This is a genomic window from Flavobacterium psychrophilum DSM 3660 = ATCC 49418 (assembly GCF_002217405.1).
GTDB lineage: Bacteria > Bacteroidota > Bacteroidia > Flavobacteriales > Flavobacteriaceae > Flavobacterium > Flavobacterium psychrophilum.
The window spans coordinates 1-15550 of sequence record NZ_MUHE01000047.1; the positions used below are offsets into that span (position 1 = coordinate 1).

Annotated in this window: 12 protein-coding genes; 10 read left to right on the plus strand and 2 right to left on the minus strand. The window is 34.5% G+C overall.

Annotated features, from left to right (window positions below; genetic code table 11):
- Window positions 1-406: 406 nt before the first annotated feature.
- Window positions 407-2278 carry an Nramp family divalent metal transporter gene (locus B0A57_RS10600; protein ID WP_011962257.1) on the minus strand — a complete coding sequence of 624 codons (1872 nt, stop codon included), beginning with the start codon at window positions 2276-2278 and terminating at the stop codon, window positions 407-409.
- A gap of 90 nt (window positions 2279-2368) precedes the next feature.
- Between B0A57_RS10600 and B0A57_RS10605 the strand changes: the two genes are divergently transcribed.
- From B0A57_RS10605 to B0A57_RS10650, 10 genes are all read left to right on the plus strand, one after another.
- Window positions 2369-3547 (plus strand): di-heme oxidoredictase family protein, encoded by a 1179-nt coding sequence (locus tag B0A57_RS10605; protein WP_034097214.1) that lies wholly within the window; start codon window positions 2369-2371, stop codon window positions 3545-3547.
- Between the two features lies 1 nt (window position 3548).
- Entirely contained in the window at window positions 3549-3989 is a 441-nt protein-coding gene (locus B0A57_RS10610) for a ubiquinol-cytochrome c reductase iron-sulfur subunit (RefSeq protein WP_034097194.1), read from the plus strand.
- Complete coding sequence (locus B0A57_RS10615; RefSeq protein WP_034097192.1) at window positions 3986-5218, plus strand: hypothetical protein; 1233 nt, start codon at window positions 3986-3988, stop codon at window positions 5216-5218. The genes B0A57_RS10610 and B0A57_RS10615 overlap by 4 nt, the downstream gene beginning before the upstream one ends.
- A 210-nt stretch (window positions 5219-5428) precedes the next feature.
- Window positions 5429-6700, plus strand: a complete 1272-nt coding sequence (gene serS, locus B0A57_RS10620) for a serine--tRNA ligase (protein ID WP_038465793.1) — start codon at window positions 5429-5431, stop codon at window positions 6698-6700.
- A 233-nt stretch (window positions 6701-6933) separates the two neighbouring features.
- Window positions 6934-8712: a tetratricopeptide repeat protein gene (locus B0A57_RS10625; RefSeq protein ID WP_011962252.1), complete on the plus strand. Its 1779-nt coding sequence runs from the start codon at window positions 6934-6936 to the stop codon at window positions 8710-8712.
- A 72-nt stretch (window positions 8713-8784) separates the two neighbouring features.
- Window positions 8785-9096, plus strand: coding sequence for a DUF4286 family protein (locus tag B0A57_RS10630; protein WP_034101002.1), 312 nt, complete (start codon window positions 8785-8787; stop codon window positions 9094-9096).
- Window positions 9097-9169: 73 nt separating this feature from the next.
- Window positions 9170-9949, plus strand: coding sequence for a 16S rRNA (adenine(1518)-N(6)/adenine(1519)-N(6))-dimethyltransferase RsmA (gene rsmA / locus B0A57_RS10635; protein ID WP_011962249.1), 780 nt, complete (start codon window positions 9170-9172; stop codon window positions 9947-9949).
- Window positions 9939-11288 (plus strand): magnesium transporter, encoded by a 1350-nt coding sequence (gene mgtE, locus B0A57_RS10640; protein ID WP_011962248.1) that lies wholly within the window; start codon window positions 9939-9941, stop codon window positions 11286-11288. The genes rsmA and mgtE overlap by 11 nt, the downstream gene beginning before the upstream one ends.
- Window positions 11289-11298: 10 nt before the next feature.
- A complete protein-coding gene (gene proC / locus B0A57_RS10645; RefSeq protein WP_011962247.1) occupies window positions 11299-12075 on the plus strand; it encodes a pyrroline-5-carboxylate reductase in 777 nt (258 codons plus the stop codon).
- 262 nt (window positions 12076-12337) lie between these two features.
- Window positions 12338-13324, plus strand: coding sequence for a 2-hydroxyacid dehydrogenase (locus B0A57_RS10650; protein ID WP_011962245.1), 987 nt, complete (start codon window positions 12338-12340; stop codon window positions 13322-13324).
- 272 nt (window positions 13325-13596) lie between these two features.
- Here the strand turns inward: B0A57_RS10650 and B0A57_RS10655 are convergent, their stop codons facing one another.
- Complete coding sequence (locus B0A57_RS10655) at window positions 13597-15402, minus strand: GNAT family N-acyltransferase (RefSeq protein ID WP_011962244.1); 1806 nt, start codon at window positions 15400-15402, stop codon at window positions 13597-13599.
- Between the last annotated feature and the right edge of the window lie 148 nt (window positions 15403-15550).

Below are 15550 nucleotides of genomic sequence, written 5' to 3' on the forward strand. Positions count from 1 at the left end.
AACAGATTTATGTTTAATTAAATGTTAAAATTATTTTCAAACACAAATAATAGGTCTTAAGAATCGTTAATGTTAACTAGTTTTCTACAAGTAGTTTAGAGCTAAATTAAGCTTTATTTCGGATTTGCCAAATCTTCTAAATGCAAAACTAACTTCAAATTAAGTCTAAAACCCAAATTACTTGTAGCGTGTGTTAATACCATTTAAAGTTTAAATTTACTGGGATAAAAAAACATACAGTTTGTCATTCCGAGAAACGAGGAATCTCATCAAGTTATTCAAATTATGAGATTCCTCGTTCCTCGGAATGACAACATCCTCAATAAATATTCCAGTATTTTTAAAGCTAAATTGGTATTGCTCTTCCTTTTTTTTGTGATTTCTTAGTGTGCTTTGTGGTTAAACTTTATTTTTTAACGATAAATAACGGGATAGATATTTCGTGGCGCAATTTATTAACTGTTGTACCAAAAAGCAAATCTTTTATGCCACGATGACCATGAGTTCCCATAACTAAAACATCATAATTCCCTTGGTTTATAATTTTCGGAATCGCTTTGTCTGGTTTGCCAAAACCTAATATAGTGAACACTTTAAATCCTTTTTTGCAAAGCATTACTTCATATTCTTTCAACAATTTTTCATCTATCGAGGTTTCGTGATCATCGGCATTTTTCCCAAAAAGCATTGCTCCTACTGTTTCTACAACATGAATTAAGGTGTAGCTCGCTTCAATTCCACCTAATTCGAACGCTGCATTTATCGCCAGCTCATCGGCCGAAGAAAAATCGACAGAAATAGCAATGTTCTTTTTACTGTACGTTTCAGATGCCGAAAACTTAAGCACCATATTGTGTGGCAAATGGTTTTGAATATTAATTTTAGATTTAGTCATAAATGGTTTAAAAACAATATAAAGCAACAAGATTAAAAAACCAATAGATAACGGAACAACTGTAAACCACAATATTATTGGGTTTTCAGCTGTTTCTAACCAATCTTTAATCTCATTGAAAACCAATTTAGCATTTAGCGAAACTATAATAACAGCAACAATCCATGAAGCAATTTGAGTGGTTTTAGAAATAGCAAAACCTTTCATTCTATCTTTATCTGAAACAAAATGTATAAGTGGAATAATAGCAAACCCAAGTTGTAAACTCAAAATTACCTGACTCAAAATAAGCATTTTCCCAGTTACACTTTCGCCAAAAACAGAAATTACAATCACTGCAGGAACAATGGCAATTAATCTGGTAATAATACGACGAACCCATGGCTGGATACGCAAATTTAGATAACCTTCCATAATAATTTGCCCCGCTAGTGTCCCTGTAATAGTCGAACTCTGACCAGCTGCAATAAGCGCAACAGCAAACAATACAGGAGCCCAATTAGTCCCTAACATTGGTGCTAAAAGTTTGTGTGCGTCTTGAATTTCGGCAACTTCAAATAGTCCGTTTTTGTAAAATGTGGCTGCTGCCAAAATTAAAATCGCTGCATTTACAAAAAAAGCTAAGTTTAAGGCTATGGTCGAATCGATAAAATTATATTTCAAAGCTTGCTTAATTCCGGCAGTACTTCTATCAAATTTTCTGGTCTGAACCAATGACGAATGCAAATATAAGTTGTGTGGCATAACCGTTGCACCAATAATTCCAATAGCTATATAAAGGGCATTTTCGTTTGGCATAGATGGGATTAGTCCTTTTAGAACACTTCCTACTTCTGGTGCTGCAAAAATCATTTCGAAAATAAAGGATACCCCTATAATCATGACTAAGGCAATAATAAAAGCTTCCATTTTTTTAATGCCTTTATTAATTAGAAAAAGCAATAAAAAGGTATCTAAAACGGTAATCATTACGCCTTGCATGAGTGGAATACCAAACAATAAATTAATCCCTATTGCCATTCCTAAAACTTCTGCTAAGTCGCAGGCAGCAATAGCAATTTCGGCAAGAAAATAAAGAATATAGTTTATAAATGGCGAATAAGTTTCACGCGATGCTTGTGCTAAATCTCGTTGGGTTACAATACCTAATCGTGCACTCAAACTCTGCAAAAGCAATGCCATCATATTACTCATGAGTAAAACCCAAAGTAATGTATAACCAAATTGGCTTCCGCCAGCTATATCTGTCGCCCAATTTCCAGGATCCATATACCCCACACTAACCAAATAAGCTGGTCCAAAAAAGGCTAATATCTTTTTTAAAATACTAGTCTTGTTTTGTGTAGAAACAGATTCATGAACTTCTTCTAGAGATTTTCCCATATTTAAAAAATTAAATTTAGCAAATATAATTATATATTTTGTTTTATGTTAATATATTTTTTAGTTTTGCCTAAAAATAAATTAAGTATAATGAAAAAAATATTTTTATTACTATTTATCACTATTCTCTACTCTTGTGATGAATCTTATGTTGCTATTCCTAAAGATGACGAAATTTTAGACGGCCCTATAGATGGGCTTTCAACCGAAGAGTCAGCAAGATTCCTAAAAGGCGATGCCGCTTTTAATGAAGTCTTTACACGAGAAACTGGTTTGGGATCTACATTTGTAGCCACAAGTTGCATTAGTTGTCATGCTGGCGACGGGAAGGGACACCCCTTTACCACGCTCACAAGATTTGGGCAACCTAATGAAAACGGGAATATATTTTTGCACTTAGGTGGTCCTCAATTACAAAACAGAGCATTACCTGGATTTATGCCCGAACAAATTCCTCTTGGAGCAACTTTTTCAAAATTTACACCACCAGCCAATACTGGTTTAGGATTTTTGCAATTTATTACCGATGCAGATATACTAGCCATGTCCGACCCCAATGACGCTAATGGCGATGGCATATCTGGAGTGCCCAACTGGATTTTAATTCCCGAATACATAAATCCAGTAGATGCAATATCGCAAAACGGAAAACACATAGGTCGCTTCGGAAAAAAAGCGGCAACTTTCAATTTATTACATCAAACAGTCACCGCATACAATCAAGACATCGGAATTACCTCAACTTATAACCCGATCGACGTATATACTAACCAAGAAATTGATCCCGAAATAGCAACAAATATAGTTAACGACGTAGATTTTTACCTAAAAACATTAAAAGCACCACCTCGCCGCAATTCTGGCGATTCGCAAGTTATTCAAGGAGAAAATTTATTTAATAAAATTAATTGTGTGGGTTGCCATAAAGCAGATCTAAGTACAGGATATTCGCCAATTAGTGCTTTATCCTTCAAAACCTTTTCTCCATATACCGATTTGCTTTTACATGATATGGGAAGCGAATTAAATGACGGATATACAGAAGGAAGCGCAAAAACCTACGAATGGAGAACACCTCCTTTATGGGGATTAGGCCTTTCTGAAAACGCTCAAGGCGGAAATGTTTTTTTAATGCACGACGGAAGAGCAAGAAGTATCGAACAAGCCATTTCTATGCATGGCGGAGAAGCGACAAACAGTAAAACAGCTTTTAATAATCTCTCGCAGGGAGAAAAAAATGCTTTGATCAAATTCTTAAAATCTTTATAACATGAATAGAAAAGAATTTCTAAAAACTTGCGGTTTTGGTTGTCTAGCAGGAATTATTAGTACATCAATACTAGAGAGTTGTTCTACTTCTCGGGTTTTAACCAAAGAAATAAAAGGCTCAAATATTTTAATACCAATAACTGATTTTGAAATAAAAACCAATAAAAAAACAGGTTATAAAAAATACCTAATCGTTCAAAATGAAATTTTACGATACCCGATTTGCGTTTATCGATTCGATGCCAAAAATTATGCCGCATTACTCATGAAATGTACACATCAAGGAGCAGAATTACAGGCTTTTGGCGATAAATTACAGTGTGCAGCTCACGGAAGCGAGTTTAATAACAAAGGAATTGTAGAAAGTGGACCAGCAAGTTCAGATTTAAAAAAATTTCCCATAATAATAGAAAACAACACCCTAAAAATATCATTGAAATGAGATCACTAGTGACCACTTTCTTACTCATAATTAGCTTATTATGCCTCACAAAAACGCATGCTCAAATAGATGCAAGCCTTTTAAAACGCATTCAAAAAGACACAACAAAAACATTAAATATGGATGCCTTGTATAATCGTCCTGCACTAAATATCGAAAAAACCCCAATTTCTATTGGAGGATACCTAGAAACAAATTGGCAACACCTTACCACCGATGGCGTTTCAGAAGGGCATCAGTTTCAAGCCAGAAGACTCTCTATTTTTATGTCATCGGCGATAAGCAAACGTGTCAAATTTTTGAGCGAAATAGAATTTGAAGATGGCGGAAAAGAAGTAGCGGTAGAATTTGCTTCGGTAGATGTAGAATTTCATCCGCTAGTAAACTTTAGAGCAGGCATTCTTCTAAATCCTATTGGGTCCTTCAATCAAAACCATGATGGACCAAAATGGGAGTTTACAGACCGACCAATTTCGGCAACACAAATGCTCCCAGGCACCTTTAGCAATGCTGGAGCTGGTTTTTTTGGAAAAAAATATTCCGGAAAATGGATGATAGGTTATGAAGCTTATTTTACTGGAAATTTCGACAATTCAATCATTGAAAACAAAGAAAACAAAACGTTCTTACCAGCAGCAAAAAAAAACCCAGAACGATTTGAAGAAATAAATAGCGGACAACCTTTATTTACAGGCAAATTAGCCTTGCGAAATAACAAAATAGGAGAATTAGGCATTTCATACATGGGAGGAATTTATAATAAATTTCAAGACGACGGAATAATTTTAGATGAAAAACGAAGAATTAATGTGTTTGCCATCGATTTTAACACCACACTACCCAAAATTAAAACATTTATAACCGCCGAATTTGCCTGGATTAATGTAGATGTCCCCACAACATATACACAACAATTTGGCAACAAACAACACGGTGGCTTTATAGATATTGTACAACCAATTGTAAATAAAACCATTCTAGATTGGGAAAAAGCAACCCTAAATCTAGCTTGTAGGCTAGAATATGTCGATTGGAATGTGGGAAAATTTAACGAAACTGGTGGCAATATGGGCGAAGATATTTGGAGTATAATGCCAGCAATAAGTTTTAGACCAACTCCCGAAACAGTAATTAGATTAAACTATCGGTTTCAAAAACAACATGATATACTTAATAACCCACCAGCAATTACAGATGGATTTAGTTTGGGATTATCGACTTATTTTTAAAATATTAAAGCAAATATTACTAAATTTGCGTTCTTATTAAAACATTAACCACATAGAAACATAAATTTATATTTCTATAAATAAGAAAACTTTGCTTTTAGATAAATAATATAGCTAAATATAAAAATAATTTGCTACAAAAACTCTTTCGCTATGTTTATATCTGGTTAAGAATTTAATGGGTAAATCATTTAAAAAGACAATCAAGTTATGTTACAAATCGCATTTATTAGAGAAAATCAGGAAAAAGTAATCAAAGCTTTGGCAAAAAGAAGCATCGATGCTACCAGTATTGTTCAAGAAGTGGTACAAATAGACGAAAAACGTCGTGCCACACAAGTAGAATTAGATACTATTTTATCCGAATCTAATAGCATATCAAAAGAAATTGGCGATTTGATGAAAAGCGGCGAAAAAGAAAAAGCGACCGCTCTAAAAGAAAAAATTGCTACAAACAAAGAAAAAACCAAAGAACTCTCTGAAATTACAGAAGCTTTAGCAAAAGATTTATTAGACAAACTATATACCTTACCTAATCTTCCCGCAGATATTGTCCCTGAAGGAAAAACACCCGAAGAAAACCTAAACATTTTCCAGGAAGGTGACATTCCTGTTTTGCACGAAGAAGCACAACCACATTGGGAATTGATAAAAAAATACGACATTGTCGATTTCGAATTAGGAACAAAAATTACAGCACCAGGATTTCCTGTTTATAAAGGAAAAGGAGCAAAATTACAACGTGCGCTTATTTCTTATTTTTTAGATAAAAATACCGATGCGGGGTACCAAGAATACCAAGTACCACACATGGTAAACGAAGCATCGGCCTACGGAACTGGGCAATTGCCAGACAAAGAAGGACAAATGTACCACGATGCAAAAGACAACTTATATCTTATTCCAACTGCCGAAGTTCCTGTAACCAACATTTTTAGAGATGTTATTCTCAACGAAAACGAATTACCCGTTTTATGCACAGGTTATACGCCTTGTTTTCGTCGTGAAGCAGGATCATGGGGTGCTCACGTGCGTGGACTAAACCGTTTGCACCAATTTGATAAAGTAGAAATCGTACGAATCGAACATCCTGACAAATCGTATGAAGCACTAGAAGGAATGGTAGAACACGTGAAAAGCATTTTGCAAGAACTAAAATTACCATACAGAATACTTCGTCTTTGTGGCGGAGACATGGGTTTTGCATCGGCATTAACTTATGATTTTGAGGTTTTTAGCACAGCACAAGATCGTTGGTTAGAAATTTCGTCTGTATCTAATTTCGAAACTTTCCAATCTAATAGATTAAAATTACGTTTCAAAGATAAAGAAGGTAAAAACCAATTGGCACATACCTTAAACGGAAGTTCTCTTGCTTTACCAAGAGTATTGGCAGGAATTTTAGAAAATTATCAAACACCAGAAGGAATAGTAATTCCTGAAGTACTTAGAAAATATACAGGTTTTGATATCATCAACTAAAAAAAACAATCACACTAAGCTTGTTTAAGTCTAGATGTACTAATGAAACATAAAAATTGTTACATTAGTACATCATTTGTTTAATGACTATTTTATTTTTATTAATTGCAAACACACAAAGTTGTCATTCTAAGAAACTAAAGAATCACATTAAATAATTAAGTGAGATTTCTACTTTGCCGAAATGACAAAGACAAACACTTCGATACAAATCATAAATCGTTATATTACCCATGAAAAACTTATTTCTATATATTGTTTTGTTACTTCCAATGTTTGTTTTCTCGCAAAACGAACAATTGGCGCAAAACTATTTTGACAGAGGTGAGTTCGACAAAGCAACGCTTATTTATGAAGATTTAATAAAAGCCCAACCCAATAATTACAATTATTTTCAGAAGCAAGTTACTTGTTTCCAACAACTAAAACAATTTGACAAGGCCGAAACTATTATTAAAAACAGAATAGAAAAAACCAAACAACCCAATTTATATATCGAATTAGGGTATAATTATCAGTTGCAAAAAAACACCGATAAAGCCGATAAAAACTACAGAATTGCCCTCGAAAAAATAAAAGAAAACCCAAACAACGTATATGCGGTTGCCCGAGATTTTGAGCAAAAAGTATTGGTCGAACAAGCTATCGAGGCATATCGTTTAGGAACTTTAGGTAATCCTGAGGCAAATTTCGATTATCAAGTGTCATTATTACAAGGTCAGTTGGGAAAAATAGATTTAATGATCGATACTCTGCTCGATTATTCATTTAAATTTCCCATAAATGCGCCATTGGTACAAAACCAATTAACACGCTTTATGTCTGAGGATTCTCAGAAAAAATTTTCAGATAGTTTAAAAAAAGCCTTGCTTATTCGCACCCAAAAATCACAAGATATTTTTTGGAATCAGTTTATGAGTTGGTTTTTTATTCAACAAAAAGACTACGGAAAAGCATTTATACAAGAAAAAGCAATTTTTAAAAGAAGTGCCAATAATATAAGCAATATCATTAATTTAGCAAAGCTAACTATCGATGATAAAGAGATAGAAACCGCTACCGAAATCTTAAATTTTATCTTACTAAATACACAAGATTTAGAATTACAAATGGAAGCTCATTATCAATTAATATCAATAGATATTAATAAAGCAATCAGAAAAGACTACCCAATTATAAAAGAAAAACTCGATTTGTTATTAACGAAATACGGAATTTCTCCTTATTCTATTCGCTTACAAATTCTGAATGCACATTTTGATGCCTTTTATTTAAAACAATTCGAATCGGCTAAAACAGTTTTAACCAAAGCTTTAGATTTACCTTTAAACAATTACCAAAAAGCAGCTGTAAAAATGGAGTTGGCAGATGTTTTACTCCTAGACGAAAAATTTAACCAAGCCATTATTTATTATGCTCAAATACAAGACGGTTTAGAAAACGATCAAGTCGCACACGAAGCCAGTCTAAAAATGGCAAAAGCAAGTTATTACAAAGGAGATTTCGATTGGGCACAAAAACAATTTACGGTTCTTAAATCATCAACATCGCAACTTATAGCTAATGATTCGATGGAATTATTCTTACTCATTAGCGACAATACTGTCGAAGATTCGACACAAGTGGCTTTAAAAAAATTCTCGAAAGCAGATTTTTTAGGGTATCAAAACAAAAACACCGAAGCATTACAAGCATTTGAAACTATTTTACTGCAACATAAAGGAGAAAAAATAGAAGACATAACTTTGCTACGAATTGGAAAACTATACGAAAAACAAAATAATTTTATTCAAGCACTTAACTATTACCAACAAATAATAGACCAGCACGCTAACGGAATTTACATAGATGAAGCCTTATTCTTTACGGCCGAAATTTACAGAAAACAACTACCCGATATTGCAAAAGCAAAAACGTATTATGAGAAAATAATCTTCGCTCACCAGGACAGTATTTATTTTGTCGAAGCTAGAAACAATTACAGAAAATTACGAGGAGATACAAATTTATAAAAAGTTGATTCGGTTATTTGTTGATTTGGTTATTCGAATCCACAAATAACCAAACCCACAAATAACCGAAATATGATAATATACAACGTAACAATAAACATTCACGAAAGTGTGCACGACCAATGGTTTTCTTGGATGCAGGAAAAACACATTGCCGATGTTTTAGCAACAGGTAAATTTACCTCAGCCAGAATGGTCAAAGTTTTAATAGAAGAAGAAATGGGCGGAATTACCTATTCTGTTCAATTTACAACAGATAATAAAGAAACTTTACAAAAATATTATGAAGAAGATGCGCCAAAAATGCGTGAAGAAGGATTAAAGCTTTTTGGGGATAAAATGTTGGCTTTTAGAACAGAATTGGAAGTAATCAGTGAACATTAAATAGATTATTAAAGATTAGACTACCTAAATCTAATCAACTTAAAAATACACAATAAAATAATCTATTAGAATTATGGAAGCAGTAAAAGCAAAAAAACACCTCGGACAACATTTCCTAAAAGACGAAAGTATCGCAAAAGACATTGCCGACACTTTAAACCTAGAAGGTTATGACAATGTACTAGAAATAGGGCCTGGAATGGGTGTGCTCACAAAGTATTTATTAGCAAAAGAAGTTACAACTTATGTGATTGAAATAGATACCGAATCAGTAACTTATCTCGATCAAAATTACCCGAAACTAAAAGATAAAATCATCTCTAAAGATTTCTTAAAATACAATATTAACGAAATTTTCGAAGGCAAACAATTTGCCATTATTGGAAATTTCCCGTACAATATTTCGACACAAATTGTGTTTCGTGCTTTAGAATATCGCAACCAGATTCCAGAATTTGCAGGCATGTTCCAGAAAGAAGTAGCCCAAAGAATTTGCGAAAAAAAAGGAACAAAAGCCTACGGAATACTATCGGTTTTAGTACAAGCATTTTATGATGCCGAATATTTATTTACAGTCGATGAAACCGTATTTATCCCGCCGCCAAAAGTAAAATCGGGTGTATTGCGTTTGCGAAGAAAAAAAGATTATAGTTTGCCATGTGGCGAAAAATTATTTTTCACAGTAGTAAAAACGGCTTTTCAACAACGAAGAAAAACATTGCGAAACAGTTTAAAAACATTAAATTTGTCGGATATTCTGCGGGAAGACGAAGTTTTTAATCTTCGCCCAGAACAATTAGACGTGCAACAATTTATAGAACTGACAAAAAAAATAGAAGCCGATGGAATTTAAAATCAGCAAAGATCTAATAAAAGAGTTAGAGCAACTTATTGAGCAAAAAGACGACCAACAATTGGAGCTTTTGCTAAATGACATGCACCATGCTGATATTGCCGAAATTCTAGACGAACTAGATTTTGACGAAGCAACCTATATTTTTAAAGTTTTAGATTCCGAAAAAACAGCCGAAATTCTATTAGAACTCGAAGATGATTTAAGAGAAAACATACTAAGTAGATTATCCCCAAAAGAAATCGCCGAAGAACTAGATGAATTAGAAACCAATGATGCTGCCGATATTATTGCCGAACTTTCTAAAAGCAAAAAAGAAGAAGTAATATCAGAACTTCAAGACGTAGAACATGCCAAAGATATTGTCGATTTATTACGTTACAAAGAAGACACCGCTGGCGGAATCATGCACAAAGAACTCGTAAAAGTTTACGAAAACTGGAACGTACTTACCTGCATAAAAGAAATGCGAATTCAGGCCGAAAACATTTCTCGAGTACACTCTATATATGTTGTAGACGAACAAGACAAATTATTAGGAAGACTATCGCTCAAGGACTTACTTACAACCTCAACAAAAACACCAATTAGCGAAGTTTACATCAAAAAACTAAACTCGGTAATGGTAGACACCGAAGATATTGAAGTAGCTCGAATCATGCAAAAATACGACCTAGAAGCAATTCCTGTAACCGACGAATTAGGCCGATTAGTAGGTCGAATTACCATAGATGACATTGTAGATGTAATAAAAGAAGAAGCCGAAAAAGACTACCAATTAGCAGCAGGTATCACCCAAGATGTAGAATCTAGCGATACTGTTTTAGAACTAATGAAAGCAAGATTACCTTGGCTTTTAATCGGAATGGTTATCGAAATTATTGCATCAAAAGTACTAGAAGGAAACCAAACCTCAGTTCAGGAATATTTTACTTTAATGATATTTGTACCATTGCTATCGGCTACAGCCGGAAACATTGGCGTACAAGCATCAGCAATTGTCGTACAAGGCTTGGCAAACGGAACCCTAAAACAATACAGCAGACAATACTTATCTAAAGAACTATCAGTAGCCTTAATTTCAGGAACAATAATATCCCTGTTTTTATTTTTGTATCATTCCCTAATGTACCAACAATATTTAGTAGGATTTGCAATCTCTATCTCTATGTTAGTAGTAATCTTATTTGCCGCTACACTAGGAGTATTAGTCCCCCTATTTTTACACAAAAAGAAAATCGATCCAGCCATAGCCACAGGACCATTTATCACTACTACAAACGACGTATTTGGCATTATGATTTATTTTTGGATAGCCAGATTAATATTAGGTTTTTAAAATTAAAATTATGAAAATACACATCATAGGTGGCGGAAATTTAGGCGTTGCCATCGCTTTAGGAATAACAAAATACACAACAAACAATCACGTAACCGTTACAAAAAGAAACCAAGAAACCATTTCCTACTTACAGGAAAAAGGAATCGAAATCTCTAACAACAACACACACAATATTCAACAAGCCGACATTATCATTCTAACCGTAAAACCACATCAGGCAGAAACAGTATTAAAAGAAATTTCTGATAAAATTAAGCACAAAACCATCCTATCGGCAGTCAGTGGCACAACAATAAACACCCTTCAAAATATAGTAGAAAACAACCATACAATAATACGAATCATGCCCAATATCGCCATACAATTTGGCGAATCAGCCACCTGCATTTCGTTCGAAGAAAAAGACAAAAACCAAGCCCAAAAAGCAATTTCCTTATTCCAACAACTAGGAACAGCACCCGTAATCGAAGAAAAACTAATGGATGCCGCCACCGTTCTTGGCGCTTGCGGCACCGCTTATGCCCTACGCTACATTCGCGCCTCCATGCAAGCCGGAATAGAAATAGGTTTCGATGCCCAAACCGCACTCGCCATAGCAGCACAAACCGCAAAAGGCGCCGCAAAAATGCTCCTAGAAGAAAAAGTACACCCAGAACAACTCATAGACAGAGTAACCACCCCGCAAGGATGCACCATCGTAGGACTCAACGAAATGGAACACCAAGGCTTCAGCTCATCATTAATAAAAGGAATAAAAACATCATTACAAAAAATAAAAGGGTAATTATTTTGGCATTCCCCTCCTAAAAAAGTCGGGTCGGGCTTTGCGCTTGTAGTCCTCGCACTTCCTTCGTCAGGCTGTGGGCTACCGCTACAATCCCTAATGCGAGAGCACTCTAACTACATGATATAAATTCAAACAAAAATTTACATAAATTCGTAAGTATTTATATTATAAATGTACCAGAATTAGTATATTTATCATATAAATACCTTGTGTACTTTGTGCCATACTTTGTGAACTCCGTGCTTCAAAAAAAAATAAAATGAACCCACAAAACATAAAAATACTCCACCTCGACAGCAACCACCCATTACTTATGGCGCAATTGCAAGAAGCAGGATTTATAAATCACGAAGATTACAACTCTTCAAAAGAAGAAATCGAGACAAAAATTCAGGACTATCAAGGCATCGTGATTCGCAGCCGATTCAAAATAGACAAAACATTTCTCGACAAAGCCACTAATTTACAATTTATAGCCCGAGTAGGTGCAGGACTCGAAAGCATCAATTGCGATTATGCACTCACAAAAGGAATACAACTCATTGCAGCACCCGAAGGCAATAGCAATGCAGTAGCAGAGCACACACTAGGCATGCTGCTTTCGCTAATGAACAACCTCAACAAAGCCAACAAAGAAATTCGCTCCGGACACTGGAACCGAGAAGCAAATCGTGGGCACGAACTCGACGGAAAAACCATAGGAATTATAGGTTACGGAAACATGGGAAAATCATTTGCCAAAAAACTTCGAGGCTTCGATACACAAGTTTTATGCTATGACATACTCGAAAATATAGCCGACAGCAATGCCAAACAAGTAACTTTACAGGAACTACAACAAAAAGCAGATGTGGTAAGTCTTCACATTCCGTGGACTCCCCAAACCGATAAAATGGTTAATACCCATTTTATTACTGCTTTTGCAAAACCTTTCTGGCTAATAAATACCTCACGTGGCAATAATGTAGTAACTCACGATTTAGTTACTGCTTTACAGTCTAAAAAAATAATAGGCGCAGGACTCGATGTTTTAGAATACGAAAAACTATCTTTCGAAAACTTATTTGAAGAACAAAAACCAGCTGCTTTCGAGTATTTGCTACAAGCACAAAACGTTTTACTATCTCCCCATATTGCAGGCTGGACTATAGAAAGTAAAGAGAAGTTAGCCCAAGTTATTGTACAAAAAATAAGAAAAAAATATTTTGGTCTAACCGAAGGATTACAACACAATAACGGGAATTAAAGGCATTTTCTATCTAACTAAAAGTCATGAGGGTTTTTATTAAACCTATTCAAGCAAGTAATACCATTTAAAGTTTAAATTTACTGGGATAAAAAAACATACAGTTTGTCATTCCGAGGAACGAGGAATCTCATCAAGTTATTCAAATTATGAGATTCCTCGTTCCTCGGAATGACAACATCCTCAATAAATATTCCAGTATTTTTAAAGCTAAATTGGTATAAAACAAAAAAGGCGAGAAAATTAATATTCTCGCCTTTTTTGTTTTAATCCTAGCACTCCCCTTTTTCTGCTAATTTCCTTTCTAATTCTGCCTGAAATTCTTCCATAACAGGCTTCATAGTACTTTCGGGAATATCTGCAATTCTAATATACATTAATCCATCTACAGCGTTATTAAACAAAGGATCTACATTAAAGGCAACTACTTTTGCATTTTGTTTGATGTATTTTTTTATTAAAACTGGCAAGCGCAAACTACCTGGCTCTAGTTCGTCTAATAATTTATCAAATTTAACCAAATCGGCTTCAGCTTCATTAAAAATAAAATCCTTATCGGCATCTTTTAGTTTTACTTTATACTCTTTTTTGGGATGAATATATTGTGCCACATAAGGGTCATAATAATTAGATTTCATAAACTCGATCATGAGCGATTTAGAGAAATCTGAAAACTGATTACTTATGCTTACCCCACCTATTAAGAATTTATGCTCTGGATGACGTAAAGTAGTATGCACAATCCCTTTCCAGAGCAGGAACAATGGCATTGGTTTTTGCTGGTATTCTTTAATAATAAATGCCCTACCCATTTCGATAGACTTGCTCATCATATCATATAATTCTGGTTCGAAACGAAACAAATCTTGAAGATAAAACCCATCTATTCCATATTTTGCAAATATTTCTGATCCTAATCCCATTCTGTAAGCGCCTGCAACTACTTTGGCTTCTGAGTCCCATAAAAAGAGATGGTGGTAATGTTTGTCAAACGAATCAATATCTATCGATTCATTTGTACCTTCTCCCACTTCTCTAAAAGTAATCTCACGCAAACGACCTATTTCGTGCAAAACATTAGGAATATCATCTGCTTTTGCAAAGAACACTTCATAATTTTTACTTTGCAATAGTCGGTCATCATTTTTGCGAAGATGATCAATCTCGACAATCATTTTTTCTAAATTGGCGCCTGTAACAATCTCTTTTGGGTTTTTTGGCAATTTTAAACTAGGCACTGTGAGCAGCTTACTTTCCTTTTCGAAAGCATTAGCCAGCATATATGTTTTTTTGCGCAAAAATTCCGAATAGGCCTCGATTGTTTCATGCTCGTTTTGCTCTGCTACAGAAATTGGTTTTCCTATACGAACTTTAATTACACGATCCTTCTGTGTTAGCAACTCCGAAGGGAGTTTTGCGGTACGAAGCGTGCTGCTAATTTTAGATAAAAAGTAAAAAAAGCGACTGTTTTTTGCATGAAAATAAATAGGAACTACAGGAACTTGGGCTTTTCTAATTACTTTGATAGCGCCTTCTTCCCATGGCTTATCTACCATTATTTTGCCGTCCTTATAAGTAGAAACTTCGCCCGCAGGAAACATTCCCAATGGTTTTCCGTCTCTTAGATGACGAAGTGTTTCCTTAATTCCTATCACACTCGATTTTGCGTCTTTATGATCCTCAAAAGGATTTACAGGCATAATATAAGGCTTCATAGGCTCTATCCTATGAAGTAAAAAATTAGCAATGATCTTAAAATTAGGTTCTCTTTCGAGCATTAATTTTAATAATAAAATACCATCAATACCCCCAAGAGGATGATTGGAAACCGTAATATAGGCACCCTCTTTAGGCAAACGTTTGAGGTCTTCTTCTGGAATTTCGAACTTAATTTGAAACTCATCTAATATAGCATTCAAGAATTCTAACTCAGACAAATGCTTATTTTTGTCATAAATTTCATTAAGCGTCGATATCTTAAGTGCCTTCATGAGTAACCATCCTGAGAAAGTTCCCAAAACTCCATATTTGTCGGTATTTATTGCTTTTGCAACTTCTTTAGCGGTAACTAAACCCATTTATCTCTGAATTTTTGGCGAAAAGCAAAGATAACAAAACTTGTCTAATTTTAAGAAAAACTTTCATCTTAATCTGCACACCCCTAATTATGATTAAATAAAAATCGTTGATTATAAAGACTTTAAAAGTAAATAAAATTTATTTTTA

Coding starts and splice junctions, on each gene's coding strand:
- serS (WP_038465793.1), top strand. CDS start 5,429: ATGTTACAAATCGCATTTATTAGAGAAAATCAGGAAAAAGTAATCAAA.
- B0A57_RS10615 (WP_034097192.1), top strand. CDS start 3,986: ATGAGATCACTAGTGACCACTTTCTTACTCATAATTAGCTTATTATGC.
- proC (WP_011962247.1), top strand. CDS start 11,299: ATGAAAATACACATCATAGGTGGCGGAAATTTAGGCGTTGCCATCGCT.
- rsmA (WP_011962249.1), top strand. CDS start 9,170: ATGGAAGCAGTAAAAGCAAAAAAACACCTCGGACAACATTTCCTAAAA.
- B0A57_RS10655 (WP_011962244.1), bottom strand. CDS start 15,402: ATGGGTTTAGTTACCGCTAAAGAAGTTGCAAAAGCAATAAATACCGAC.
- mgtE (WP_011962248.1), top strand. CDS start 9,939: ATGGAATTTAAAATCAGCAAAGATCTAATAAAAGAGTTAGAGCAACTT.
- B0A57_RS10625 (WP_011962252.1), top strand. CDS start 6,934: ATGAAAAACTTATTTCTATATATTGTTTTGTTACTTCCAATGTTTGTT.
- B0A57_RS10610 (WP_034097194.1), top strand. CDS start 3,549: ATGAATAGAAAAGAATTTCTAAAAACTTGCGGTTTTGGTTGTCTAGCA.
- B0A57_RS10650 (WP_011962245.1), top strand. CDS start 12,338: ATGAACCCACAAAACATAAAAATACTCCACCTCGACAGCAACCACCCA.
- B0A57_RS10630 (WP_034101002.1), top strand. CDS start 8,785: ATGATAATATACAACGTAACAATAAACATTCACGAAAGTGTGCACGAC.
- B0A57_RS10605 (WP_034097214.1), top strand. CDS start 2,369: ATGAAAAAAATATTTTTATTACTATTTATCACTATTCTCTACTCTTGT.
- B0A57_RS10600 (WP_011962257.1), bottom strand. CDS start 2,278: ATGGGAAAATCTCTAGAAGAAGTTCATGAATCTGTTTCTACACAAAAC.